At 58.7% G+C, this 26,458-nt stretch carries 22 protein-coding genes and 2 pseudogenes; 6 read left to right on the top strand and 18 right to left on the bottom strand.

The window, feature by feature from the left end; genetic code table 11:
* Window positions 1-161: 161 nt before the first annotated feature.
* Together FOY56_RS20200 and FOY56_RS20195 are read right to left on the bottom strand one after the other, a co-directional pair.
* Window positions 162-433, bottom strand: a pseudogene (locus FOY56_RS20200) (transposase); the annotation flags it as partial.
* Window positions 434-487: 54 nt separating this feature from the next.
* Window positions 488-1,645: a tyrosine-type recombinase/integrase gene (locus FOY56_RS20195; RefSeq protein ID WP_146347962.1), complete on the bottom strand. Its 1,158-nt coding sequence runs from the start codon at window positions 1,643-1,645 to the stop codon at window positions 488-490.
* 604 nt (window positions 1,646-2,249) lie between these two features.
* On the opposite strand from FOY56_RS20195, the pseudogene FOY56_RS20190 reads away from it, so the two are divergent.
* Window positions 2,250-2,568: pseudogene (locus FOY56_RS20190) on the top strand (integrase core domain-containing protein); the annotation flags it as partial.
* Between the two features lie 282 nt (window positions 2,569-2,850).
* On the opposite strand, the gene FOY56_RS20185 reads toward FOY56_RS20190, so the two are convergent.
* From FOY56_RS20185 to FOY56_RS20170, 4 genes are all read right to left on the bottom strand, one after another.
* Window positions 2,851-4,236: a DUF3179 domain-containing (seleno)protein gene (locus FOY56_RS20185; protein ID WP_146347965.1), complete on the bottom strand. Its 1,386-nt coding sequence runs from the start codon at window positions 4,234-4,236 to the stop codon at window positions 2,851-2,853.
* Window positions 4,237-4,584: 348 nt separating this feature from the next.
* Window positions 4,585-5,640 (bottom strand): glycine oxidase maturase GoxB, encoded by a 1,056-nt coding sequence (gene goxB, locus FOY56_RS20180; protein WP_186766408.1) that lies wholly within the window; start codon window positions 5,638-5,640, stop codon window positions 4,585-4,587.
* Entirely contained in the window at window positions 5,637-7,664 is a 2,028-nt protein-coding gene (gene goxA / locus FOY56_RS20175; RefSeq protein WP_425468380.1) for a CTQ-dependent glycine oxidase GoxA, read from the bottom strand. Before goxA ends, goxB begins: the two co-directional genes overlap by 4 nt.
* A 237-nt stretch (window positions 7,665-7,901) precedes the next feature.
* A complete protein-coding gene (locus tag FOY56_RS20170; RefSeq protein WP_146347959.1) occupies window positions 7,902-9,278 on the bottom strand; it encodes a multicopper oxidase family protein in 1,377 nt (458 codons plus the stop codon).
* Between the two features lie 126 nt (window positions 9,279-9,404).
* On the opposite strand from FOY56_RS20170, the gene FOY56_RS20165 reads away from it, so the two are divergent.
* From FOY56_RS20165 to dxs, 4 genes are read left to right on the top strand one after another with little or no spacing between them, the layout of a single operon-like run.
* Window positions 9,405-10,331 (top strand): histone deacetylase family protein, encoded by a 927-nt coding sequence (locus FOY56_RS20165; protein WP_146347958.1) that lies wholly within the window; start codon window positions 9,405-9,407, stop codon window positions 10,329-10,331.
* Window positions 10,328-10,570 carry an exodeoxyribonuclease VII small subunit gene (locus tag FOY56_RS20160; RefSeq protein WP_146347957.1) on the top strand — a complete coding sequence of 81 codons (243 nt, stop codon included), beginning with the start codon at window positions 10,328-10,330 and terminating at the stop codon, window positions 10,568-10,570. The genes FOY56_RS20165 and FOY56_RS20160 overlap by 4 nt, the downstream gene beginning before the upstream one ends.
* Entirely contained in the window at window positions 10,571-11,437 is an 867-nt protein-coding gene (locus tag FOY56_RS20155; RefSeq protein WP_146347956.1) for a polyprenyl synthetase family protein, read from the top strand.
* Between the two features lie 24 nt (window positions 11,438-11,461).
* Window positions 11,462-13,390 carry a 1-deoxy-D-xylulose-5-phosphate synthase gene (gene dxs, locus FOY56_RS20150; protein WP_146347955.1) on the top strand — a complete coding sequence of 643 codons (1,929 nt, stop codon included), beginning with the start codon at window positions 11,462-11,464 and terminating at the stop codon, window positions 13,388-13,390.
* 104 nt (window positions 13,391-13,494) lie between these two features.
* Here the strand turns inward: dxs and FOY56_RS20145 are convergent, their stop codons facing one another.
* Together FOY56_RS20145 and FOY56_RS20140 are read right to left on the bottom strand one after the other, a co-directional pair.
* Entirely contained in the window at window positions 13,495-14,085 is a 591-nt protein-coding gene (locus tag FOY56_RS20145) for an exopolysaccharide biosynthesis protein (RefSeq protein WP_146347954.1), read from the bottom strand.
* A complete protein-coding gene (locus tag FOY56_RS20140; protein ID WP_146347953.1) occupies window positions 14,082-14,933 on the bottom strand; it encodes an SDR family oxidoreductase in 852 nt (283 codons plus the stop codon). Before FOY56_RS20140 ends, FOY56_RS20145 begins: the two co-directional genes overlap by 4 nt.
* A gap of 83 nt (window positions 14,934-15,016) precedes the next feature.
* On the opposite strand from FOY56_RS20140, the gene FOY56_RS20135 reads away from it, so the two are divergent.
* Window positions 15,017-15,649 (top strand): class I SAM-dependent DNA methyltransferase, encoded by a 633-nt coding sequence (locus FOY56_RS20135; protein ID WP_146347952.1) that lies wholly within the window; start codon window positions 15,017-15,019, stop codon window positions 15,647-15,649.
* Between the two features lie 76 nt (window positions 15,650-15,725).
* On the opposite strand, the gene FOY56_RS20130 is transcribed toward FOY56_RS20135, so the two are convergent.
* The 10 genes from FOY56_RS20130 to FOY56_RS20090 form a co-directional block, all read right to left on the bottom strand.
* Entirely contained in the window at window positions 15,726-15,998 is a 273-nt protein-coding gene (locus FOY56_RS20130) for a hypothetical protein (RefSeq protein WP_146347951.1), read from the bottom strand.
* Window positions 15,999-16,043: 45 nt separating this feature from the next.
* Window positions 16,044-16,190, bottom strand: a complete 147-nt coding sequence (locus FOY56_RS23680; protein ID WP_186766407.1) for a hypothetical protein — start codon at window positions 16,188-16,190, stop codon at window positions 16,044-16,046.
* 255 nt (window positions 16,191-16,445) lie between these two features.
* Window positions 16,446-17,240, bottom strand: coding sequence for a hypothetical protein (locus FOY56_RS20125; protein WP_146347950.1), 795 nt, complete (start codon window positions 17,238-17,240; stop codon window positions 16,446-16,448).
* Between the two features lie 202 nt (window positions 17,241-17,442).
* Entirely contained in the window at window positions 17,443-18,381 is a 939-nt protein-coding gene (locus FOY56_RS20120) for a DMT family transporter (RefSeq protein ID WP_146347949.1), read from the bottom strand.
* A gap of 151 nt (window positions 18,382-18,532) precedes the next feature.
* Window positions 18,533-19,495, bottom strand: a complete 963-nt coding sequence (locus FOY56_RS20115; protein WP_146347948.1) for a Gfo/Idh/MocA family protein — start codon at window positions 19,493-19,495, stop codon at window positions 18,533-18,535.
* A gap of 16 nt (window positions 19,496-19,511) precedes the next feature.
* Window positions 19,512-20,462, bottom strand: a complete 951-nt coding sequence (locus tag FOY56_RS20110; protein WP_146347947.1) for an acetamidase/formamidase family protein — start codon at window positions 20,460-20,462, stop codon at window positions 19,512-19,514.
* Window positions 20,463-20,478: 16 nt separating this feature from the next.
* On the bottom strand, window positions 20,479-23,217 hold the full coding sequence (locus FOY56_RS20105; RefSeq protein ID WP_146347946.1) for a cation-translocating P-type ATPase: 2,739 nt from the start codon (window positions 23,215-23,217) through the stop codon (window positions 20,479-20,481).
* Between the two features lie 41 nt (window positions 23,218-23,258).
* Window positions 23,259-24,188 carry a carbamate kinase gene (gene arcC, locus FOY56_RS20100; protein WP_146347945.1) on the bottom strand — a complete coding sequence of 310 codons (930 nt, stop codon included), beginning with the start codon at window positions 24,186-24,188 and terminating at the stop codon, window positions 23,259-23,261.
* A 3-nt stretch (window positions 24,189-24,191) separates the two neighbouring features.
* Complete coding sequence (locus FOY56_RS20095; protein WP_146347944.1) at window positions 24,192-25,190, bottom strand: ornithine carbamoyltransferase; 999 nt, start codon at window positions 25,188-25,190, stop codon at window positions 24,192-24,194.
* Between the two features lie 25 nt (window positions 25,191-25,215).
* Window positions 25,216-26,442 carry an arginine deiminase gene (locus tag FOY56_RS20090; protein WP_146347943.1) on the bottom strand — a complete coding sequence of 409 codons (1,227 nt, stop codon included), beginning with the start codon at window positions 26,440-26,442 and terminating at the stop codon, window positions 25,216-25,218.
* Window positions 26,443-26,458 lie beyond the last annotated feature (16 nt).

Genomic DNA, 26,458 nt, shown 5'->3' with positions numbered 1-26,458 from the left:
ATCCCTCGAATGCCCCAAGACCAGCTGACCTAAATGGCCAGATCTTCCCGACATAGGACGTTGTCAGATCGGATGTACTCTGGGGTGCCGTGCCTCAGGAGCAGCGGATAAAGCGCTTCCAGAACATCGTCGGCTCCCATCCTGGCGCGTACCGTCACGGCCATAATCCGAGCAAACACCCCCATGTCGCGCCACCACTTCCAGCGGTTGTACAAGCTCTTTGGTGGCCTATACTCACGAGAGACATCAGACCACCGCAACCCCTTACAATTGATAAACACAATCCCGCTTAGCACACGCCCCCTCTCATTGGTTTGATTTGCAATCAACGGCCGGGTTGTGGATCGTTGGCTCTCGGCTTACCGTGGCTATTCGGGAAGTACGGCAGAAGATGATCCATCTGCACGTCAGTCAGCCAGAATAAGTTGCTGATGATACATCCTCTTAAAACCAGCGGTTTGAATCACGTAGCCTGGATAACGGCAACCTAACAAATGGGTCTGAATCCTATGGCTTTTGCCGACCAAGCCTCCAACAGATTGCGTCGTTTATCGAACAAATCCGAACGAGCATAGGCAGCCTCGGCCTTATCCTTTATCCCATGCGCCAACGCTGCTTCGATCACCTCGCGGGGGAATCCGGTTGTTTCGCCCGCCCAATCACGGAAAGTGGAGCGAAAGCCATGAACCGTGATGTCGTTGCGCCCCATGCGTCGAAGAACCGCCGTCATGGTCATGTCGGAAATCGGCTTACCCTTCTTGGCTTCACTTTCAAAAACAAGAGAATCCGCGTCGCGCATGTTTCCAAGCAAAGCGATGGCCGCATCAGTCAGTGGAACGCGGTGCTCTTTGCCCGCCTTCATACGTTGGGCGGGGATGGTCCAAATTCCTGCCTCCAGATCAATTTCGGCCCAAGTCATGCCGCGCGTCTCGCCCGACCGCGCCGCCGTTAAGATGGTGTACGCCAATGCGCGGGCAGCAACACCGGACCGCTGCTCAAGCGTTGCCATGAAAGCCGCGATCTCCGCGTGGGGCAGGGCCGGGTGATGTTTGACCGCCCGCATCTTGGTCGGCTTCGGCAGGAGATTATCCAAATGCCCGCGCCACCGAGCCGGGTTGTCGCCCGCCCTTATGCCTAACGCCGAAGCGTAGTCTACAACCGCTTCGATCCGCTGGCGCACACGGTTAGCGGTTTCGGGTTTCTTTGCCCAGATCGGTTTTAGCGCCGCGATCACATCCGCCGTCTCGATCTTTGCCACCTGCATTTCACCCAGCTTCGGAAAGGCATATGCTTCGAGGGTTGATGTCCATTGTGCAGCGTGCTTGGCATTTTTCCAGCCGGGGCGCTTGCTTTCAATCAACTCAAGCGCGGCGTCTCTGAACGTTTTGGGCTTGGCTTGCTGTTTCTTGGTGATCGGGTCATCACCCATAACAATGAGCCGCCGCGCCTCAGACGCACGCTCCCGGGCCATGGCGAGGCTCACGTCTGGATACGGTCCAAGGCCCAGATCACGCCGCCGTCCTTGAACCTGATAGCGCAATACCCAAGAGCGCGCGCCGGAGGGTTTTACATACAGGAAAAGCCCGCGCCCATCACCATGCCGCCCCGGCTTAGCCGCCTTAACCTTTTGAGCACTGAGAGCCATATCGTTCCCACACTTGTTCCCACACATTTTCCTGATTTAGGGCGAACCCGTGCGAACGTCAATGAGGGTGTGCAAGCTTATCTTATTGGTTTTATTGTTGTATTGTGAGCAGGGGTGAACGATGGCACACTCATCTAAACGCTGATTATACGGACTTCGTCTCCGCCACTACCACATTTTCTACGATTTGATCTGGCCGCCTTGGGCGGCCTTTTCTCTTTCTATCGTTGAATTTAACCTGCTTAGTCGGTTGTCTTGAGTTTCTTTCGATGATGCCTGTACTCATTTCTTGAGTGGTATGATTTGTTGTTATTTGGATGACCATATGCGCGCTCAGATCTCTTGAAAAGGCGCCGCGCGTTGATGAGCACGTGGTCGCAATTCGTCACATCGCGGATCAGGTAGTGGATCCAGCATGTGGACAATTCACATCAACGAACCTGAGCTTTGCTGCCTTAGGCTATCCCGGTGGCATTGAGTGAGGCCACTCCAGAGGCAAGGGCTCGCGCGATTGACGTCATGCGACATGAAGGTGTGAGTCTCGGCTTCCGCAATTTCCCTTTGGGGAAGGAAAAGTCCGAGGAAAATACGCAAAACGCTGATTTTGTGCATTGAATGGCGTGGACGGCCGCAAGCGATACGTGCCGATAATGGGCCTGAATATGTCAGTGGCACGCTTATGGAATGGGCCGACAAGCGCAACATCCGGCTTGAATACATCCAGCCGGGCAAGCCCCAACAGAATGCCTATATCGAACGATACACTCGCACCGTTCGTGGCGAATGGCTGGGCCAATCCATCTTTGAAATCATACAGGAGGTACAAGACCAGGCAACTGAATGGCTCTGGACTTACGACAAAATGACCCAACAGGGGCATCGGCGGCATCACACCCACAATGAAATTGAAAACAGCCACCTGAGTTCTACGGCTGGACACCATTAAGAAGGGGGGATTACCGATTGATCACCGTAAAGGTCTGGAAAGTCCGCGTTCCGGTCGTTCGCCTTTCGAAAAGGCTGCACAATGCACGAATAGCTGATCTGGTGAAGCTGGGCTGCATTGGCAGTCCCTGTTGCTAAAGGCAGGACTGAGTCGCGTGCCATGGTTGAGGAAATGGCTTGGCTGGGTTTACCGCACGCGCAATCTGGATGCTTTGAACTCGAGTTTGCATACTGGGCCGCTGAGCGGCAGGCAAGCCGCCCTACTGTGGCCACACCTCCGTTCCGGGGTAAAACTGCGACCAGGCGAACCAGAAGGCTTGATGGCTGCCGAGATCGGTGCCGCTTTCATTGACGGCTCGGACGCCGCCAGCGTCAAGTACCAAGCGAATATTTTCGTATGCGATCTCTTCGCCATTTTTCAACGCGAGGAAGGCTTTGCTACGCTGAAAGGCAATGGGTTTGCCGGACGCAGTGATCGCACCGATAACGTCTTCGTGCACAGGTAGACGCGGATCGACATCGCCTACCGGAAAGATTGGGCCGTTGGCGTCGCGCGTGTTTCGGAAATCGTGATCCCGGCCGAGAGCCAGCGCTTCGACCAGCACGGTGGTTTCAGGGTGGCTGCGTTTCCAGGTGCCCCAATCGGTGGTAACGACTGTCGCTTGCTTGAGCCGCACACCCCTCGTGGCGAGAGGCCCCGTGACAGCGATCCCGAGAAACGTGTCGAAGACCGAATAGGTTTCGAGGTCGAACATCACCTTATTGGAGCGGCTGAGCAGACCCGAGGTCCGCAGGACCGGGCGTTTCACACCCTCGGGGAGCTTGTCGGTGAAATAGGCCTGTGCCGCGCCGCAAAGCGTACAGTAAGGGATGCCCAGATTGCGCCCGCCGAGTGTGTCATTGACCATCTCCCGCACCTCCATGATTCGGCGCGGATAGGCACGGTATTCTCCATTCACCTCGACACCAAAAACGATGTCCTCGTCCCTAAGCCAACTGGCGTCTTCCGCGCTCGTGACGTCGGGATTGTCAGCGGCTGGGATGCAATTGCAGGGCTCATCGGTTGTGTCAAAGGGGCGATCATCGATCAGCACACCTCCCCAGGAAACGAGGCGCCAGTCGATATCGCCTTCGACGAAGATCCGCTCCCATCCTGGTATGATGCTGGTGAAGATCGCGCGTTTGACGGGCAAGTAGTCGGGGGGCGCAGGAACATCCCAAGCGACAAGACGATCGGTGACAACGGCCCAGGCGTTTTGAAGTGGCACGTCGATGCCGAGCAGGTCTGACGCCGCCGTTGCGAGGATCGAGTTAAGTTGCGGATTGGCGGCAAAGCGCATCAGGTCGCTAATCGGCCAAGCGAGTCGAGGGTCGCCCGATTCCGCAATCGAACGCAACGCGCGCGTCTGTTCGTCGCCCCAAGACCGATCCGCCATGCCGTCAACAAACGCAGCCTGCACTGCCGACTGAAGCCCATCGGAGAGCGGGCCTTGAGGCACAGGCGGCGGTGATCCAAATTCCGCGATGACGTAGTCGGGTAGAGCGCGCGCGTCCTGCGCGCGCGCGGCACTAACCAACCCAATCGATATAATGACCAGGCTCGCAACAAGAACACGCCGCGAACGAGAGAGGAGGGCCACGAGCATGTTCAAGCCTTTCGCGTGCAATCTGAATCATATGGGTTCAGCGGGTGAAGGACCGGTCTGACGCCTTAGAAGTTTGATCCAACTCTGCCACGGATGCGCCACTTCCGGCCAATCACGTCTGGGTCAGAACTCGGTGAAGTTCCAAGCATTCGTTTTCTGCCACGCCGCGTACATCGCTGGGAAGTTAGTGGGTTCGATTGCGGCGAATGTCTGGTATCGAGGGCCACGGTACAAAAAAGTGGTGCGCCACGGACTACTGTGATCCCACAAACTCTTGTAATGAATGAGAGCGCCTTTGGGGCAGGTCATTGTCGTTCCGAATTCTCGGAGCGACTCTTGTGAAGCGATTTATGCCACCGCGGCGCGCCGCGCCCAGAAGGGGCTGTTTTTCCAGCGCTGTTCCTGGCCATAGATCCGTGATCTTGCGTCCAGATAGGTCTGCACGCCCTGTGCCACGCCGTCGGCATAGGCCTGCATCTTCTGGCGGTCTTGGGCGAGGAACGCGTCGGCGGCCTGGATGGCGGACCACAGCGCGGTGGTTATCCCGTGCGAGGACAACGGATCAAAGGCCGCAGAGGCATCGCCAATCGCCACCCAACCCGGCCCGATGGCAGGCGCCAACCAGGTGCTATTGCAGGCGATGCGCTTAACTTCGCTGCATATTTCATAGCCGTAATCTGACAGAAAAGCGGATATGGTCTTGGATTGGCGTGCATTGCGATCCAGTTTTGGATTTGCAAAGCCGTGCAAATCCGCATCGGTATAAAAATTTACCACCACCCGCCGGTCTGCCAGGACGGACAAATACCACCAACCACGCTCTTCGGCTTCGATCAGGGTAACGGGTCTGGGTGTGCTTTTTTCCGGGCATTTGAAAATTGCAAATTGGCAAGTCAGCCGATCAGCCTGAAACCGAGGCGCGAATTTCGATGCAACGATAGCCTTGCGTCCTGTGGCATCAAACAGAAACCGCGCTTTTTGTATCGTGTCTTCAAGCTTCAGTTCCCAGGTTTGCCCCGTGATCCGGACATCCACCACATCGCGCTCGATCCGCTCAGCGCCCGCAGCGATGGCCTGCGTTGAAAGGGCTTTTTCAAAGCTGATGCGATCCAGAACTGTCGGTGGGCCTTCAAGCTGAACAATCGCGTTGCGTTCAGTCAAGAGCGCGCTGCCCCATGCGGAATAGGTGCTATGGGCATGGCGATGGACTTCTGCCCGCAGCAAGGCGTCGGACCCAAGCACCTTGAGAAGCGGGAGGGCCGCTGCGCTGAGATGCTCGCCGGGTTTGAAACCTGTGCGCGGGTTACGTGATATCCAGAGAGGCGACGCTCCGGCCTGCGCCAGGCGCAGGGCCGCCGTCGCGCCCGCGATCCCACCGCCCAGAACGGCAACGTCGTGGGTCAATTCGGCAGCATTCCCTGGTCGGGGGTCCAACTGAACCGCGTCTCCATGTTGTCGGCATGGCCACGCTCCACGAAGACATCGCCGCCGGGCGAGGGCATCCGGACGACAAATCCCATGCGTTGCCATAGCGTGATCATGTTGGTGATCCCGTCCCAATAGCTGCCATTTGCATGATAACCGATCCCGGCCACGCCACGCGACCAGCTTACCCGGTTGGCAAAGAACTTCGCGCGCTCTTCCTCTGACAGCGTGTCATCCATGCCAGCGGCGTAATAGGCCTCTGGCAGCACATCGATGGGCAGCAGGGCGGGCCACCAAACTGCCGTCGGATAATTCTGTTGCATCAGAACCTGCTGGCAGCTGAAGGCATCGCATTGCCAGGGCAGTCCCATCCAGCGCGTCAGATCCCCCGCCATCTGCGGGCCAATCGGTGGCGGTGTCCCGTCGAACCCGTCAAACGCAACTTCGGGTGTCAAAAGACGACCCAGGTTCTGGTTCAGGTTCGGGCGATCCCCATGGGCGATCCGGAAGGGCTCAGCTTCGGGATCCATGTTGCGGGCATACATTTCCTTGAGGCGCAGATAATAGGTCAATTCGACCCCTGGATGGAACGCGCCCCCCGAACACGGCTCCAATGCGGCTTGAGTCAGCGCGCCCGGTTGCAATTCCAGCGGGATGTCTTCGAAAGCCCCGAAGTCCGTGACTACGTCTTCGGCGACTGCGCCTTCGTAGTCATTGACGAAATCACCAGCGGCCCAGGCCTCAAGATAGCTATATTGCAGTTTCGGGAACTGGAACCACTGCAGTGGGCTGCCGTCATAGTTCACCCCGTCGCCCAGCATGTAAGGGATTTTGAGCCGTTCCTCGAGATAGGCCGTATCGCTTAGATTGTAGGGGTCACGGAACAGTGCAAATATCTGTTGTCTGAACTCTGCATTGCCGGGATCGGGGTCGGCCAGCTGGGCCACATAATCAGGGTCTCTCAGATCGCCGATTGCCATCCAGCCCTGTCGAAGGTTGGCGGCTTGGGTGACCCACGCCATCAAGGCAACCCGGCGGAACGTCGGATAAATGTATGTCATGAACGACAGCGGCAGTTCGGGCGGCTGGGTCCATCCATGTTCAACATTCATGTCCTGGATCACGTCGTAAAGCGTGGTGATCGGCGGAATTTCGGGTGCAAAGTTCGGCCCCACGCAGGCGACCCAGGAAGGTTCGGCCTCAAAGACCTTCCCCCCAATCTCCACCGACGCTGTGACCGGGCCATCGCACCAATCGTCGTGCCAGGCATTGTTGTCGGCAAAGCTGGTAATCGCGGCGTCGCTGGGCGAGTTGGACACGCCGTCTGGCGGCACCACCATCAGGCGGCCCGCGTCGTCGGTACGCAGTTGCCCAAGGCCGACCGAGATCGCATCTGGCTGCCCTCCCCAGAACGTGCCTTCGAAGGTGTAAGCGGCCTCTGTCCCGTCGGCATTGACACCAGGGCCGGATATCTCAAGAAGCCTGCCGTCGATCATCAGGTTTTCTTCACGGTCGGCGTCAGTGACAAAGTACTGGTTGCGTTTCTGAGACGGCAATCCGGGGGCCAAGTCGCCATTGTCGAGGGCGTTGTTAAACCCATACCAACCGGCCTTGGTGTTGGCCAAATGTACGCCCCAGGTGATGCCCTGGCCAGTGACCTCGCCGATCACCCGGTTGTCGGCGTCAAAGGCGTATACCCGGAAGCGTTGAACCTGCTTCTTGATCTTTTCAAGCCCGTCTTTGAAGCCTCCTTGGCCGGGGTCTGCGGGCAGTCCCGGCACCTCGGGTGCATAGAACCATTTCTCAGATCCACCGACCCGACTGATCCCGAGCGCCGGGTAGATCCGTACTTTGGCAACGGGGGCATCAGGCGGTGCAAGCTCATAGGCGCTTTGCGGCGTCACATTCGCCCGCGCAGGCCAGGGCGCGCCAGCAATCAACGCAGCACTTGATGCCATTGTAAGAAATTGGCGGCGAGAACTTGATGGGGTCCGATCTGACATTCTTGGCCTCAAATTTCGTTTTCAATGAAACTGGAACAAAGCTTTCCCGCAAAGGGAGGTGCAGTCAATCATGGATTGCATAATGGCTAGCAAAAAACACGGTAAGGTTTTATGATTCACTGGAGGAATGCGCAGGCTGCGTGCAGGCCAGTCCAAAACGAGAGAGTATTCATGTCTGACCGTGATGTCAGGCAGTGCGGTCTTCGTTGACAATCGGCCAGCTGATCCTGAACCCAATCAGGTCACGCGGATCCAATTCATCATTCCAGCCATCTGATGCGACAGCATGTGGCAATGGAACATCCAGCTACCGGGGTTCTCGGCGACAAACGCGATCTCGCGGGTCTGTCCGGAATTGACCAGAAGCGTGTCGCGCCATGGCCCGAACGTACCGTCGGCACGGACTTCGCGAAAGTGCATGCCGTGCAGATGCATGGCGTGCGGAAACGCGGTGTCATTGGTTATCGGGATGCGCACGGTTTCGCCCAGACCGGCATCGACCAGCGGCTCGTCAGTCATGCCCGCCATCCCGTTGAAAGCCCAGAACTGGTCCATCATCGCCAATTCCCGCATATCCATGCGGTTGCCTTTCCAAACGGCGCCGTCAGGCAGCCCGCGCATCGCGCCGCCTTCCATGCGCAAGGGTACAGTTCGGGCGCTGTCCAGCCGGACCTCGGGGAGTGTGTTGGGTGGCAAGGCAACGGGTGCCGGCCTTGCCGCTGCAGAAGATCCTGACACCCTGAACCCTGCCAAAGCATATGTTCCGTCCCGTTCAACCGATCCCAAAATGGCTTCTTCGCCGGCCTCTGCAATCACATCAACAAACAGGTCGACGCGCTGGGCGGGGGCAATGACGACCTCGGTCGTTTCGACTGGAGCGGGCAGGGGCATCCCGTCCAAAGCCACAATCCACGCCCGCAATCCGCGCACCCGCAAATCAAAGATCCGGGCCGTGGCCGTGTTGATCAACCGCAACCGCAGCCGCTGTCCGGATTCAACGTCATAGACGGCTTCGGATCGTCCGTTCACGGTGATGTAATTGCCCAGTCGACCCGCATGCGACAAGTCATGCCGGTTGTCGAACGAGTCGTGAATTTGCGCTTCTTCGGTCATCCGCCAGTCATCCAGCACGATCACCTCATCTGCATCCACGTCCGGGTGATCGGGTTCATCTATGATCAAAACCCCGGCCAACCCGCGCGACACCTGTTCAAGAGAATTGGAATGCGGGTGATACCAGAACGTCCCCGCATCGCGGGCCTCGAACCGATAATCAAAGGATGAGCCCGCCGCGACGGGAGGCTGAGTCATCCCGGGCACCCCGTCCATTGCATTTGGCAGGCGAAGACCGTGCCAATGGACGGTCGTCGGCTGATCCAGCCCGTTCATCAACCGCACATCAACCATGTCCCCTTGACGATACCGGAGCGTCCGCCCCGGAACCTGGTCGTCATAGGCCCAGACGCCGGTTTTCGGATACTCTGGCGGCGCGATCTGCACGAGTGCGGCCTGCGCCGTCAGGATTTCGGCAGGGGTTGCGGCTTGTCCAGGCACAGTCCCCAAAAATGGGATTGCGGCAGATCCAGCAAGTAACCGGCGGCGGGTCAATGGCATCATGGATCTCCTGTAAAAAGCATCTTCCCTTATCCTGCGGCCAACCCGCGCCGGGTCAAGTCGCGATTGCGTGTAATGTACGGGATTCGGTTGCCGCCCCGATCCGGCATTGCTAGCGTGCAGATCATGAAAACAGCTCTTCTGACACACGCCGACTGCCTGTCCCATGTCACGCCCACCGGCCACCCCGAGCGGGTTGCCAGGTTGGAGCACGTCCTGCACGCGTTGGAGCCTTTGGATCTGACCCGCGTGACCGCGCCCTTGGCCGCCGAGGATGACATCCTGCGTGTCCACCCGAAATCCCATCTTGAGGAACTGCGCCGCACCCTGCCAGCGGATGGATATTACCAGATCGATGGCGATACCTTTACTTCGCCCGGCTCACTGGATGCGGCGTTCCGCGCCGCCGGGGCCTGCGTGAAAGCCGTCGATATGGTGCTGGGCGGCGAAGCCCCGAATGCGTTCTGCGCAATTCGCCCACCGGGGCACCACGCGGAAACCGACACCGCCATGGGCTTTTGTCTGTTTGGTAATGCGGCGCTCGCGGCGAAACACGCGTTGGATCATCACGGCCTGTCCCGCGTCGCCGTGGTCGATTTCGACGTGCACCATGGCAACGGCACGCAAGACTTGTTGTGGGACGATGCCCGCGCGTTGACCATCACCAGCCAGCAAATGCCACTTTGGCCTGGCACCGGGCGCGCCGATGAAACCGGCGTGCATGGCAACGTGCTGAACATCCCGTTGGGCCCCGACACCGGTGGGGCCGAAATGCGCAGTGCATGGCGCGATCAGGCATTCCCCCGCCTGCGCAGCTTCCGGCCCGAGTTGATCATCATTTCAGCCGGGTTCGACGCACATCAGGACGATCCGCTGGCCCAGCTGAACTGGAGCACCGAAGATTTCGCCTGGATCACCGCCGAATTGTGCAAGATTGCCGACGAGGTTTGTGACGGTCGCGTGGTCTCGACTTTAGAAGGCGGATATGATCTGACCGCGCTAGCTGCCTCGGCGAAGGCACATGTGGAAGAACTGATAAAGGCCGCGACATGACCGACACGCCCGTGAACGAAATGACCTTCGAACAGGCCATGAAAGAGCTGGAAACCGTGGTGGATCAGCTTGAGCGTGGCGACGTCGCGCTGGATGCGTCGATCAACCTTTACGAACGCGGTGCGGCGCTAAAGAAACGCTGCGAAGACGAACTGAAGCGCGCTGAAGAAAAGGTCGCCGCAATCACGCTGGATGGCGACGGCACCGCTACGGGCACGACTCCTGTCGAAGGCATGTGAATGTTCGCCCAAAGGCTGACCGAAGACGGGGGGCTGATTGTCACCCATTTTGATACTGTTTTCAACCGGCTCGATGACCTTCCGGTGACCCGCGCCATGGCCTATGCCACCACCGGGGGAAAACGCCTGCGCGGTTTTCTGGTATTGGAAAGCGCGCGGCTGCATGACGTGGCGCCAGCCACCGCCATCTGGCCCGCCTGCGCCATCGAAGCGTTGCACGCCTATTCTTTGGTGCATGACGATCTGCCTTGTATGGATGATGACGACCTGCGGCGGGGGCGCCCGACGGTGCACGTTGCATTCGACGAAACCACCGCCGTTTTGGCCGGGGATGCGTTGCAGACGCTGGCCTTTGAGCTGGCGGCCCATCCCGACTGCGGCCCGGCTCAGGTCCGTGCCGATCTGGCATTGAGCCTTGCGCAGGCCAGCGGGGCCCAGGGCATGGTGCTGGGGCAAGCATTGGATATTGCCGCTGAAAGCACTGACACGCCGCTGACGTTGGAGCAGATCACCCACCTGCAAGCGGGCAAAACCGGAGCGCTGATCACGTGGTCGGCCTGCGCCGGGGCTGTTCTGGCGCAGGCCGAACCCGAGCCCCTGCGCCAATACGCCCAGGCATTGGGCCTTGCTTTCCAGATCGCTGACGACATCTTGGATGAAGAAGGTGACGCTGAAAAAGCCGGCAAACGCCTGCGCAAGGATGCCGATGCCGGCAAAGCGACGTTTGTGTCGTTGTTGGGGTTGGAGGCTGCTAAATCCCGGGCCGCAGACCTTGTCGATCAGGCGTGTACCGCAGTTGATGTTTACGGTGATCGCGCCGAAACCTTGCGGGATGCCGCCCGCTTCGTTATCTCGCGCGAAAGCTAACCCTGCTGCCGCAAGGAGGCGCAGATGCCAATCCGACCCGAGACCCCGCTGCTGGACCAGATCAACCGCCCTGCGGATATGAAAGGTCTGTCCGATGCTAAACTGACTCAGCTGGCACAAGAATTGCGGGCCGAAACCATCTCCGCCGTGTCGGTCACCGGGGGCCATCTGGGCGCTGGGCTGGGCGTCGTCGAACTGACCGTGGCGTTGCATGCGGTCTTCGACACACCGCGCGACAAGGTGGTTTGGGACGTTGGGCATCAATGCTATCCGCACAAGATCCTGACCGGGCGACGCGACCGCATCCGCACGCTCCGCCAGAAAGGCGGGCTGAGCGGGTTCACCAAACGCAGTGAATCGCCCTACGATCCGTTCGGGGCGGCCCATAGTTCAACCTCGATTTCGGCCGCGTTGGGCTTTGCGGTGGCGCGCGATCTGGGCGGTGTGACCCCTGAGGGTCTGGGCGACGCTATCGCCGTCATCGGCGATGGGTCGATGAGCGCGGGCATGGCGTTCGAAGCGATGAACAACGCAGGCCATTTGAAAAAGCGGCTGATTGTGATCCTGAACGACAACGAGATGTCGATTGCCCCGCCGGTTGGTGCGCTGTCGTCCTATCTGTCGCGCCTGTATGCCGAAGAGCCGTTTCAAGAGTTCAAAGCCGCTGCCAAAGGCGCGGTGTCGCTGCTGCCTGAACCGTTCCGCGAAGGCGCCAAACGCGCCAAGGAAATGCTGAAAGGCATGGCCGTGGGCGGGACGCTGTTCGAAGAACTCGGGTTTTCCTATCTTGGACCTATCGATGGGCACGACATGTACCAGTTGTTGCCGGTGTTGCGCACGGTCAAGGCCCGGGCGACTGGTCCGATCCTGATCCATGTGCTGACCAAGAAGGGTAAAGGCTATGCTCCGGCCGAAGCCGCCCGCGACAAAGGCCACGCCACGGCCAAGTTCGATGTTGTGACGGGCGAGCAGACGAAAACACCCTCAAACGCGCCGTCCTATACGTCGGTCTTTGGGAAAACACTGGTCGATTTGGCCGCCGCTGATGACAAGATCGTCGCTGTCACTGCGGCCATGCCCGATGGGACGGGCCTGAATTTGATGGCGGAACGCTATCCGTCACGCTGTTTCGACGTCAGCATCGCCGAACAGCACGGCGTAACTTTTTGCGCTGCATTGGCGGCGGGCGGGATGAAGCCGTTCTGTACGATGTATTCGACCTTTTTGCAGCGTGGCTATGATCAGGTTGTGCATGATGTAGCGATCCAGCGGCTGCCGGTGCGTTTTGCCATCGACCGTGCCGGATTGGTCGGGGCCGACGGCGCAACCCATGCCGGGGCATTCGACGTTGCCTATCTGTCCAACTTGCCGGGCATGGTGGTGATGGCCGCCGCTGATGAGGCTGAACTGGCCCGCATGGTGACGACCGCCGCCGCCCATGACGATGGCCCCATCGCGTTCCGCTATCCGCGAGGCGAAGGGGTCGGGGTCGAGATCCCTGAAAACCCGGAACCTTTGGAGATCGGCAAAGGCCGCATGGTCCGCAAAGGATCAGGTGTGGCGATCTTATCTTTTGGCACGCGCCTTGCAGAAGTTCAGAAAGCCGCCGAGGCGTTGAGCGCGCGGGGTATTTCCCCGACCATCGCAGATGCCCGTTTTGCCAAACCGCTGGACCGCGACCTGATCCTGTCTCTGGCGGCCGAGCACGACGCGCTGATCACCATCGAAGAGGGTGCGATTGGCGGCTTTGGCAGCCACGTTGCCCAGTTGCTGGCAGACGAAGGCGTTTTCGATCGTGGATTGAAATATCGCTCGATGGTGCTGCCCGACATCTTCATCGATCAATCCAGCCCGGATGACATGTACGCCATTGCAGGTATGAATGCCGAGCAGATCGAAGCAAAAGTGCTGGACGTTCTGGGGGTGGCCTCGCTCACCGACAAACGCGCCTGAGGTAGGGGCTCCCGCGCATCTCCCAGGCCTGACGGCCCGTCCTCTGGTTGGGCCGGGCGCCGCGCTGGCGCGCGGCGCGGTCGTTTGCCTTGGCAGGGCGGATCTCAGATCAGCCAGAGCAGGATCCCGGCCAGGCCGCCGGCCATCAGGTATCCCAACAGGACGTAGAGCCCGTCATGCGTCAGCAGGCCGAAGGCCAGAAGTGCGACGGCTCCGGCCCCGATAGACGTGACCATCGGCAAAAGTTCTAGTGCGGGCCAGAGGATCGGGATTATCATACACAGCAGAAACGCCACGCCGCGCGCCGGGCCTGTGGTCAGCCCACGCAGCCGTGGGTGGGAATGGCGGTCGATCCAGGCGCCCGGTTTGCGCAGCCAAGAAACTGCCTTGCGGAACCGGTCGGCATTGACCCGACGGCGCAGGATGAACCCGGGCAGCCACAACTGCTGGCGTCCGATGACGCCCTGCACGCTGATCATCACCATCAGGATCGCCGATAGCGTTGGCACGCCTGGGATGCCCGACAGGGGCGACACCAACAGCACCGCAAAGGCCAGAATGATCGGTGTATAGCTGCGTTCACCGATCTGGTTCAGGATGTCGCGTGTGCTGACATGTGGGCCGCTTGCGGCATTTTCCAACGCATCCAGCAAGTCGCCCAGGCTGGATGGGGCCGGGGGATCATCGTCGGTCATTCCTGCTCCAGCAGGGCTGCCAGACCGGTGCGATAGTCGGGATAAAGCAGACGCACACCCAGATCCGACTTGATCCGGTCATTCCACACCCGCTTGCTTTCACCATAAAAACTGCGCGCCATCGGCGTCATCTCGGCCGTTTCAAACGGGATCTCGGGCGGCACTGGAAGGCCCAGCAGTTCAGCTGCCAGGGCGATGACGTCCTGCGGCGGGGCGGGCAGGTCGTCGCAAACGTTATAGGCCGCGCCCGGTTCGGGATGCAGCATCGAGGCGTCCAGCACCTGCGCGATATCCTCGACATGGGTGCGGGAAAACACCTGACCGGGCTTGATGATCCGGCGCGCGGTGCCTGCGCGCACCTTGGCAAACGGCCCGCGCCCGGGCCCATAGATCCCGGCCAGTCGGAACACATGCAGGGGCAAGTTCGGGATTGCTCCCCATGCCTGTTCGGCGGCGACCCGCCATTCGCCGCGTCGGCTGGCAGGGGTCAGGGGCGTGGTTTCATCAACCCAACTGCCCTGATGATCGCCATAAACGGCCGTGGTTGACAGATATCCGACCCAGTCCAACCGATCAGCATTGGCGGCGATCCGGTCGCCCAGAATGGCCAGAACCGGGTCCCCATCAGCGGTGGGCCCAGCCGAGACCAACAAATGCGATGCCTGATCCAGCGGGAGATCACCCAACGCATCGGGCCACAAAACCGGCTCGACCCCGGCCATCCGCATCGCGTCAGCCTTGTCGGCAGACCGTGTGGTGCCAATGATCCGCCAGCCCCGCGGAAGTAGCCGTTTCGCCAGCGCCTGGGCAGAATACCCATGCCCGAATGAGATCAAAACCTTGTCCATGCAGACTACATGATCTGCACGCATCGCGGATGCAAGACCACAGACCGCTTGATCCGAATCGCTTCCGGTGGGTTTGATGGGGCATGACAACCGACAAACCCGATCTTGAAACCGCCTATGCGCTGGACACACCCGATGATTCTCGCCGGCTCTATGCCGAGTGGGCCGGGGATTATGACCAGACCTTTGCCGCGCGTGAGGACTATCAACTGCATATCCACACCGCGCGCGCTTTTGTCGGCGCGGGCGGGCAGGGACCGGTTCTGGATGTCGGCGCGGGCACCGGGCTTTGCGGTGCGGTGTTAAGCGATTTGGGTGTTGGCCCGATTGATGCCACGGATATCAGCGCCGAAATGCTGGATCAGGCGATGCGCAAAGACATCTATCGCGACGCGATCGAGGCCGATCTGAACGAAGGTATCCCAGTGCTACCGGAAAGCTATGCTGGCATCGTATCCTCGGGCACCTTCACCACCGGGCACGTCGGGCCGGATGCCATCGACGGGCTTTTGCGCATTTCCCGGTCGGGGGCGCAATTTGCCTTGTCGATCAACGCGCGCCATTTCGACTCTGCTGGATTCAGGGCCAAGTTTGACGCTCTGAAGAAGGGCAAGATCCACAACCTGACACTGTCCGAAACGCGGATTTATGGTGATCTTGCTGCTGGAGAGCACAAGGATGATCAGGCACTGATTGTCCTGTTCGAAAAGGTTTAGAGGCTGGAAATCCTGTAACTGTCTTGCTGCTTGTGTCTGAGGCGACGACTGCAAAGCAGTCAGCTGTTGCCTGCCGTCATTGAAGCGTCGCTGACCCGTTCCGGGCCGCCTGATTAAAGACCGCCTGATCTGCTTCTGTATAGCCTTCCAGTGGCTGGTTTTTGTCTGCATCCACATTGGGCAAGTTGATGGTATGGCACGCGCCGCACAATTCGGCCTCTTTGACACAATCGTCGTAGATTGGCGTGACGCCCATCGCATTCTGCATAGGTTTCTGCCGCACGCCGTCGAAAGGTCCGATCAGACGATCCGCCTGAGTCAGCCGGTAAGCGCCCGTCGTGCCGTTCATCAGATAGGTGTCGAGTGTATTATAGTCCGGTTGCCCTTCGGCGCGCTATGGCGGGGCGATATGGTGGCAGACCGCGCAAGAGATGCCTTCGCGGGCGAGGTTGCCATACTGATGATATGGATAAGTGCCGTTAGCTTTCTGCGCCTCTTCTTCGGCTTCGGTCAGGGGCGCATGCAAAAGTGTGTATGCCACTTTGAAACCATTGGGGTCCAAGCCGGCATCCGGGTTGGCATGGGCGTCAATCGCATGCTTTTTTGCGCCATTGCCCCATTGCCCCATTGCCCCAGCCCGCCATGACAGCCGATGCAATTGTCTGACGTCAGAAAATGCTGCGGTCCGTCGGGGCGGGCTGGGGCATGATCAAGCCATTCGCTGGGCAGCGTCTGCACATCCTCGGGGGGATTGCGATGCCATCCATGGGCGGAAACATAGCCGTCAAAACCGGGTTCACATGCGTCGGTGACGGCGCTGCCTTTGCATTGGAGTCCGCAAGTGCGGTTTCGTCGTGGAAAAGTCCTGGATCAACGCGGCTTCGCCTTTGCCCATCCCCGGGCGCTGCACTGTGGGCAGGTTGAATGGGCCGGGGGGAAAGGCATCCATGTCACGCCAGCTTTCGTCGGCTCGGAAAATCAACGGTTCAACGGGGAAGCCTTCGATGTTTTCGAGGGTGGAAAAGATCAGTTCTTCGGCGGCAGAGGCATGGCACCGCATGCACATGACATCGCCTGCCTGCCCGGACGGAGGTGAAAATGGCGCGTCGATATTGTCCACGGCGGCTGATTGTCCGACCGATACAAAGAACCAGCTCCCATGAGACGAAGCACTGCCTTTGACCATAACTGTCCAGTTCAAGCCACGGATCGTACGAAGAAAGCCAAGCATCTCTGTCTCGACCTGTGCAGGGTCATCAGGATACTTGGCTTCCAGAGTTTGCTGATACTCAACATAGCGCGCGGTCGGAGGGGACGCCATTTCCTTGACCACCATCGCACCGTCGGGAATGGGGCCCTTTCTTTCGGCTTTCAGCCAGGCCAGGATCTGGGGTGCATAATAGATCCGCACGGCAGGATGAACACCGTAAGACGTGTCAAGAATGAACGGCCCCGTATCGCGCCAGCTTTTGTCGCGTATCCAGTCGTCTGTCGCGAACGTGCGGGCAGCGATGAAAGGGTAAAGCTGAGCCTCATAATCCAGAAGCGGGAGTGCCGAGGGAAGCGGCAGATTGGCGCTTTCGGATTGCACCAAGGTGGCTCCTGCAAACGTAAGTGCCAGGAGGGCGGCGAGGGCGCTTTTGCGGAGCAGGTAGCAATTCCCCGTTAGCCAAATATGCGTCAACAATGCAATTTAGAGTTGTATCTGGCAAGTTTCTGGTGGGTATTGCGGCTTCTGCCCGCGGCACATCTAATTTCGCGCTTGACCCAACTGTGCATCATTTCGGTGCGGTCTAAGACCCTGTATCCGCAAGGCCTGTTTGGCCGGTCTTCTGCCGTCTTTCACGATGTGCAATGAACAGGCCAGCTGAGAAAATGACCATCGCTCCGATCCATGTCAGAGCGTCAGGAAATTCGCCAAAGAACCATGCACCCAGAATGGTTGTCCAGATCAGTTTCAGAAAATCCAGCGGTAACACAGCCGTCGGGTCAGTTTCCTTGAATGACTGGCTTAAAGTGACCTGAGCGATTGATCCGCACAGACCAATAAACGCCAGCCATATCAAATTCCAAACCGTCGGAGTCTGCCAGACCCAAAGCGCGGGGCCGACCGAAAAAGAGCACAGGAAAATCCCCATCCAGGCGACAATTGCCACGCTGCTTTCTGTCCGCGACAAAATTTTAATGAGGATCATTGCCACCGCCCAAAGTGCTGCCGCACCCGCAGCCAGAAGGGCACCGGGTTCAAGCGTTACAAAGCCCGGGCGCAGGATGATAAGCACGCCCAGAAATCCGAAAAGAATAGCGATCCAGCGATACAGTCTGAACCGTTCCCCCAGAAAGACGACGCTGAGGACAGCAGCGAAAATCGGCGCTGCGAAGCTCAGCGCGGTGACCTTTGCCAGCGGCGTGATCGAGAGGGCGGTAAAGAACATCAGCATCGCGCAGATGTTGATCAAACCACGCAGGGCGTGCAGGCCGATACGTCGGGTACGCATTTGTGCGAAGCCCGCTCCAACCAGTAAGGGCACAAGAAAAGCCAGTCCAAAGAGGTTTCGAAAGAACGCGATTTGAAACGGTGGCAGTTCTGCCGAGACGAAGCGAACGGACGCATGCATTATGGCAAAGGCTACGGTCGACATACACATCAGCACGACACCACGCATCACGGGCGTTTGTCTGCTCCACATGTGCAGAGCCGCGTGTTTGCCCGATGCGTATCTATCCGACATTGCATGTTTCCCCTCGCAAAGGTCTTTGACACGTCTGATGCCAAGGCCTCTGCCATATCTTGGATAACCTTAACCTGTTCAGCAGGTCCAGTCATAGGTCAAGCCCGTGTTGCGTGCGGGTGCGTTCAGAGGGGCGTTAGTGCCGCCGCAATCAGGGCTTTCCTTTCAACATCGTTTCGACCAGCTTTTGGACCCGCAAAGCTTCGTGAGGTGTTGCAAGGCGGTTCGGTTGTCCCGCGATGCACAACAGAAGGTCGTCCAGTTGTGCTTTCAGACTGTTCGCCCGCGGATCTGTGGGCCGTGCTGCAAGCTCGTCAAATGGGCCACCGTGCGAAACAGCGTCGATGTAGAATTCGGAGATACGCCGACTGGCAGCTTCTCCTTTGATCGTAAGTTCCTGGCGATCCGGTTGAGCCCCGCCAACGCTGGCCATGACAGTTACCGGCAACCCATCTGCGTTCTCAAGCCGGGCAAGCATTTGTGTTTCGCAAAGCGCTGGATCCGTCGGATAAGACGGGCGCGCCCAGACCACCGAAAGCGGGCCGAGGATGCGTTCAGAAAAGAACAGGAAGTGTGAAATCACTTCCCGTGTCAGACCACCCTCGTCACGAAACCGAAGCCAATCCGCCGTCTTTTGCCAAGCGCGGGGCCAGGCCGCATAGGTGACGACGATGTCGGCCCCGACCAGATTTCCCAACCCGCCCGATTGGGCCGCGTCAGCCACTCCGGTCAGGGCACTTCCTGCAGCTTGGGTGAAATTGACCGCAGCCGGAACACCATGCGCGGCGAGACCCGCGACGAGCTCTTCGCTTTGCGAGATGTCCACGCCCAGCGGCTTTTCCAGGAAGACGGCCTTGCCAGCGGCGGCCGCCTCCAAAGCATAGGCTTTGCGCGGCACAGGCGGGCAGGCAAGGTAAACAAGATCCGCAGCTGCGATAGCCGCTTGTGGCGAGGCGGTGACCCGGGCGTCCGGTGCCACGCCCGCCGCAGCGCGACAAGCCTCGGCGTCGGGGTCCCACAGGGCGACAGGCGTATAGCCGGGATGCAGCACCATATGCTCAAGCAACCTGCGTCCCATGATTCCAAGGCCAATAACTGCCACTGATACGGTCATCCGTTTTGTCCTTCATTTAATCCGCTTGCGGGTTTAGCAAATTGGTTTCCATCATCATGTGAACGCCTTTGTTTCCGTTGACAGTCTGCGTGATCCGCAGATCCCCGGCGAGCGAACACAGCATATAGGCGTCTTCCCGGCTTAACCCGGTCCGTGCGACAATCCACGCGATCATGTCCCTCAACGCCATTTCGGCACACCGATCAAGGTCTTCGTGCATTCCCATCGTGATAAGATGTGTCGGAGTTTCTGCCCGGGGGTAATCCCAGTCCAGATCATCGCGCAGTACCAGCTTGAAGGTGCCTTCCAGTGCGGTCTCGATGGCTGTAACACAGACTTCACCGTCCCCTTGGGCTCCGTGCCCGTCGCCGCAGGAAAACAGCGCACCCTCGGCGAAGACTGGCAGGTACAGCGTAGACCCGGCGCCCAGTTCCTTGTTGTCGAGATTACCGCCATGTGCTCGGGGCTGGATTGTCGAAATACGTCCCCAATTCTGCGGCGGCGCAACACCCATGACGCCAAAGAACGGCTTCAAGGGTAACTCCAGCCCCCAGGAAAGTCGCGCGGTCATGGCTTTGAGGTCAAGCGGAATGATCTCGGTTCGGGCGGTCGTGAACTCCCCCGGCAACGTCCCGGACAGCGGACGGATAATGTTCCAACCCCAGTTCTGGCGCAGCTTCACGCCGATGATCTGAACCTCAAGCACATGCCCCGGCTTGGCCCCGGCAATCGCAACAGGGCCGGTCAGGATATGCCCTGGCAACTGGCGCTCGGAACGGTCATGAATATCAAGAAGCTCTGCGGGAATGTCGAACCCGCCATCTTGTGGTGGTAATTGATCTGGCCCCCCGGAAACTGTTTCGATGACCACTGTATCGCCGCTTTGAACTTCTACGACAGGCTGCATCGCGGCATCAAAGAAACCCCAGGCACAGGTTTCGGGGCTGGACTTCAAATGGGTTGTCATATTGGTTTTCTTGTCCTCACAAAAACCGGAAGCCGAAGATTTCTTTTAGTCCGGACAGAACCAGTGTGGGCAAGGCCGCGATGCTGGCGCATCCGATCAGCGTGTAGCCGGACAGGCTGGTGGTGCCGAGCACGAAATGCCCCAGTGGCGTGAACACGGCTATGGCGGAGAGGCACAGTGACAGCGCCACGGCCATCAGCAGCTTCGGGTTTCCGATCGGAGATTTGCGAAACAGGGTCGAGGTTGATCGCGCATCGAACACGTGCCAGATCTGGGCAAACATCAACGTCACAAAGGCCATGGTCTGGGCGGCCTGCAGGTCCAACCCTTGCGTCAATGCCGTGCTGAAGACGTAGAAGGTCACGCCACCCACAGCCAGTCCGCGCAACAGGATCCGTTCTTTCATCCCGCCGGCAAAAATGTCTTCGTCCCTATGTCTGGGCTTGCGCTGCATGACATCGTCTTCAGCTTCCTCAAACCCCAACGCCAAGGCAGGAATACCGTCGGACACCAGATTGACCCAGAGGATCATCAATGGCGTCAATGGCATCAAAGGGTCAGACCCCATAAGGATAAAGGCGAACAGGATCGTCGACACTTCGGCCACGTTCGCGGTCAGGGCCTGGCGCACGAACTTGAGCAGGTTGTCATAGATCCGGCGTCCTTCCCGCACGGCTTTGACAATGGTCGAAAAATTGTCGTCCAGCAAAATCAGGGCGGCACTGTCTTTGGCCACAGAGGTGCCCGTGATGCCCATCGCGATGCCAATGTCGGCTGTCCGAAGGGCCGGGGCATCGTTGACGCCATCTCCGGTCATCGCGGCGACTTCGCCCCGGCGTTGCAGTGCGCTCACAATGCGCAGTTTGTGTTCGGGGGTCACGCGGGCAAAGACGGCTGCGTGGTCAACCACCTGTTCAAGATCGTCTTCCGTCATCAGGTCCAGCTCTGAGCCCGTATGAACGGTCTGATCGTCCCGTGTCTTGATGCCGATCTGTTCGGCGATGGCTTGCGCGGTCACGGCGTGGTCGCCGGTGATCATGACGGTGCGGATGCCAGCTTCGGTTGCGTCTGCAACGGCGACTTTCACCTCGGGACGCGGTGGATCCATAATACCGTGGATCCCGATCAGGATGATGTTCTGTTCCGGGTTGTTCGGATCGAATGTGCCGTCATCGGTTTGTCGGTAAGCCACAGCCAGTGTGCGCAGGGCTTTGCTGCCAAAGTCGTCGATGACGGCCTCGATCTGGGCGCGGCGGTCATCTGTCAGGTCGTGCTGTTCGCCGTTGATCCAGACACCTTTGGCGCGGGCCAGGATGACATCCGGCGCGCCTTTGGCGACAAGGAAATTCTCACCCGCTGGCAGTTTGACATGAAGGCTCATCATCTTGCGGGTGCTGTCGAACGGAAACGTCTGAAGCGTTGCGACCTTTTTTTCGTGCAACCGTTGCCGTGACAATCCGACCTTGGCTGCCGCGACGACCAGCGCCCCTTCTGTCGGGTTGCCCTGAACACCGGGCCGACCATCCATTTCGGTCAGTTCAGCATCGTTGCAATAGGCCGAGATGTTGAGCATCTGGCGCAGATCGAACTCTTTACGGATATTGGCCGCGTTGCCGTCCGGGTCGATGAACTCGCCATTTGGATCAAACCCCTCGCCAGTAACGGTCCAGACCTTTCCACCGGCCCAAAGCCGCATCACCTGCATCTGGTTCTGGGTCAGCGTCCCGGTCTTGTCCGAACAGATCACCGACGTTGTGCCCAGCGTTTCGACTGAACTTAACCGTCGTGCCAACGCGTTGTTCTGGGCCATGCGTTGCGACCCGAGCGTCAGCACGATGGTCACCACTGTCGGCAGACCTTCCGGGATGGCCGCAACCGACAAAGAGATACCGGTATTCAGCATCTCGGTCAGGTCCATGCCCTGAAATACGCCGATGCCAATGACCACGGCAACAACTGCCAAAGCGGCCCCGATCAGTATCTTGGAAAGGTGTTCGATCCTTTGTTGCAGCGGTGTCTTGGGTTCTTCCGCCGTGGCCATCAGGTGCGCGATATGGCCCACTTCGGTCTTCATGCCTGTGGCCGTCACGATCCCCAGCCCTGTACCGTTTGTGACCTTTGTGCTCATGAAACCCATGTTCAGGCGGTCGGCCAGCGTTACGTCCTCGGCCTGGATTGCCAGAGTGTGTTTGTCGACTGGTTCGGACTCGCCGGTGAGCGCGGCTTCGTCGATTTGCAGACTGTTGGCTTCGCCGAACCGGACATCCGCAGCAAGAATATCGCCAGCTTTGCACCGGATGATGTCGCCCGGCACAATATCGGTAGCCGGGATCTCTTGCCACGGGCCATCCCGTCGTACGAAGGCCAGCGGAGCAGCCATGTCCTTAAGTGCAGCCAACGATTGCGCTGCCCGGTTTTCCTGCAAAAAGCTGATCAGTGCGTTGATGATAACAATCACCAGGATTGCGACCGCATCGACGATATGGCCGGTATACCCCGAGATCAGGGCACCAATGATCAGGATAACCAGAAGCGGATTGCGGAATTGGTTCAGGAACAACATGAAGGGCGACACACTGGCGGACTCGGTCAGGCGGTTCTGCCCGACGCGCTGCAAGACAGACGTGGCGGCAACTGCCGTCAGGCCCGTTTCAAGAGATGTATTCAGATCCGCGGCGACGACTTCTGCCGATTGCATCCAGGGAGCGTCGCCAGACTGTGTTTCGCTAGCATTTTGGTGAGGGTCCGTACTCATCACATTCTCCCATAGGTCTGGCTGTATCTGCCGGGCATCTGTTACAGCGTTATCAAATCGACCGTATCAGGATCGATCGTCGTGCCTTTTTCCCCGCGCAAAGCATCCGGAATGTCAGCCAACGCACAGATAACGGCGGGTTTGCCGGTTGCGCGTGCAAAATCCTGTGCTGACTTGACCTTTGGCCCCATCGAACCGGCAGGGAAGTCGTAGTTGTCCATCTGATCGGGGGACGCACGTCGGATAGCCAACTGGTCAAGCGTACCCCAGTCGATGTAAACGGAGTCCGTATCTGTTGCGACGACAAACGCATCAGCCTCGATTTCGCGCGCCAACATCGACGAACAATGGTCTTTGTCGATTACGCATTCGACACCTTCCAGATTTCCTTCGGAATCGTACATTGTCGGGATGCCACCCCCGCCGGCAGCAATCACGATCGAGCCTTTGTCGAGAAGCCAACGGATGGGGCGGACCTGAAAGATACGCTTGGGGGCAGGCGATGGCACCACACGGCGCCACATGTCGCCATCCTGTTTGACGACCCATCCCTTTTCGGTGGCATTGGCTTTGGCGTCTGCTTCGGTATACACTGGCCCGATAAACTTGGTCGGATCGGCAAAGGCTGCATCCTTCGGATCGACCTCGACCATGGTCAGAACCGTGGCCAACGGTTTGTCGAACGGCAAAAGATTACCCATCTCCTGCTCGATCATGTAACCGATCATACCCATGGTTTCCCCAACCAGCACATCCAGCGGGTATTCGTCGACGGCTGTATAAGCGGCCTCCTGCAATGCCAGAAGGCCAACCTGCGGACCGTTGCCATGGGTAATGACCAGATCATTCTCCATCGCCAACGGGGCCAGCGTTGCAGCCGCAATCCGTACGTTTCCACGTTGGTTGTCCGCAGTCATTGCCTGCCCGCGGCGTAACAACGCGTTGCCGCCCAAAGCCACCACGATGCGCATGGCTCAGTTCCCTAACGTGGCCACGAGGATCGCCTTGATCGTGTGCAACCGGTTTTCCGCCTGTTCGAACGCGATGTTCATATCGCTTTCGAATACCTCGTCCGTGACTTCCATTTCGGTAATCCCGAATTTTTCATGGATGTCCTTGCCGACCTGGGTGTCGGTGTTGTGGAATGCCGGTAGGCAATGCATGAACTTGACGGCCGGGTTTCCAGATCGCTTCATCAGATCCATGTTCACCTGATACGGCGACAGCAACTTGATCCGCTCGGCCCAGACCTCTTGCGGTTCCCCCATCGACACCCAGACATCGGTATGGATGAAATCAACGCCTTCGACAGCGGCCAGATCGTCAGTAATGGTGATGCGGGCGCCCGACTTTGCGGCGCGTTCCATGGCCAGATCGCGAACGTCGTCATGCGGCTGAGTCTGCTTGGGAGATATCATCCGAACGTCACACCCCATGATCGCCCCCAGCATCAAAAGCGAGTTGCCCATGTTCGAGTGGCAGTCGCCGGTATACGCATAAGCGATGTCGCGACGCGGTTTGTCGGCATGTTCAATCATTGTCATCATGTCGGCCAGCATCTGGGTCGGATGCCATTCGTCGGTCAGACCATTGTAAACCGGCACGCCGGCATAATCCGACAGTTCTTCAACCATATCCTGTCCGGCCCCGCGAAACTCGATACCGTCGAACATCCTGCCCAGAACACGGGCGGTATCTTTCATCGATTCCTTGTGGCCGATCTGCGACCCCGACGGATCCAGATAGGTGATGTTTGCGCCCTGATCGTAGGCGGCGACTTCAAAGGCACAGCGGGTCCGGGTCGATGTCTTTTCGAAGATCAGGCAAATGTTCTTGCCCTTCAGGGATTGCTGTTCGGAATGTGAGTATTTCGCCCGCTTCAGATCGCGTGCCAGATCCAGAAGGAACAGCATCTCGCGTTGGGTGAAGTCGGCGATTTTCAGAAAGCTGCGGCTGGAAAGGTTGAAAGCCATTGAAGTGTCTCCTGGAAAAATGAGTTCAGTAAACAGGGTCGCGCAGGATGGGGCAGGTCATGCAGTGGCCGCCGCCACGTCCGCGGCCCAGTTCCTGACCGCTGATCTCGATGACTTCGACGCCCGCGTCGCGCATTCTGTTGTTGGTAAAGGTGTTGCGTTCGTATCCGACGACAACGCCGGGTTCGAGAGCGACGACATTGTTGCCGTCATCCCATTGTTCCCGTTGGGATTGGAAATCGTTGCCACCTGTCGGGATAACGATCAGGTCGGACAAATCTTGCGCTTCTTTATAGACGTCAAAAATAGACCCGCTGTCCTTATGGGTGACTATGCCGCCGTCGTCGTCGGGGCGCAGGGAAAAGCATGTGATCGCCTCGGCGACTTCCATAAACGCCGTGACCTTGTCTTGTTCCAAACAGGTAAACACGGTGTCCAGATGCATCGCGGCGCGCGATTTTGGCATGGCGCAGGCCACCACGCGGGTTGCCCCGCCTCGGGCAAAAAGGCTTTGAGCAACCTGGGCCACCGCCTGCCGCGTGGTTCGTTCGCCCATTCCGATTAAGACTGTGCCATGCCCGATCGGCATCACATCGCCACCTTCGAGGCTGGCATTCTGGAAGTGTTCGTCGCTGTTTCCCCACCAGAATTCAAACTCGGCCTGCATGAACATCGGGTGAAATTTATACACCGCGCGCTGGAACAGAGTTTCGGGCTTGCGGGCAGGCCAGTACATCGGATTGCAGGTGACCCCGCCGTAAATCCAGCAAGACGGGTCGCGCTGGAACAGGGCGTTCGGAACAGCAGGCGAAAGAAATTCGCTGCCTGGCAACTCCTGTTTGACCAGTTCCGTCAGTTCGCCTGTTGGGACATCTTCGACGACGATGCCCCCCATTAGCTGCCGCGCCAAAGCGGCGCCGTCCAATTCACCCAGCCAGGGGCGCATGCCTTGTGCCATGCCGGGCCCGACCGAATTTGGGGTGATCAGTCGATCAAGCAGGAAGGCCCTTGTTTCAGGGGTCTGATCAATTGCCTCGGCCAACAGGTCCTGAATATCAAAAACCTCGACACCGCGTGCTTCCATGACTTGTACAAATTCTGCGTGATCCTTGCGGGCCTGTTCGACCCAAAGCACATCATCGAACAGCAGTTCCTCGCAGTTTCCCGGTGTCAGGCGATCATGTGCCAGCGACGGACGGGAAACCATGACCTTTCGCAGTTTTCCAACTTCGGAATGAACACCAAGTCTCATGGCCAACCTCTAATAG

The sequence above is a fragment of the Falsiphaeobacter marinintestinus genome, from assembly GCF_007923355.1.
Lineage (GTDB): Bacteria > Pseudomonadota > Alphaproteobacteria > Rhodobacterales > Rhodobacteraceae > Phaeobacter_A > Phaeobacter_A marinintestinus.
This window is presented reverse-complemented; position numbering and strand designations above follow the sequence as displayed.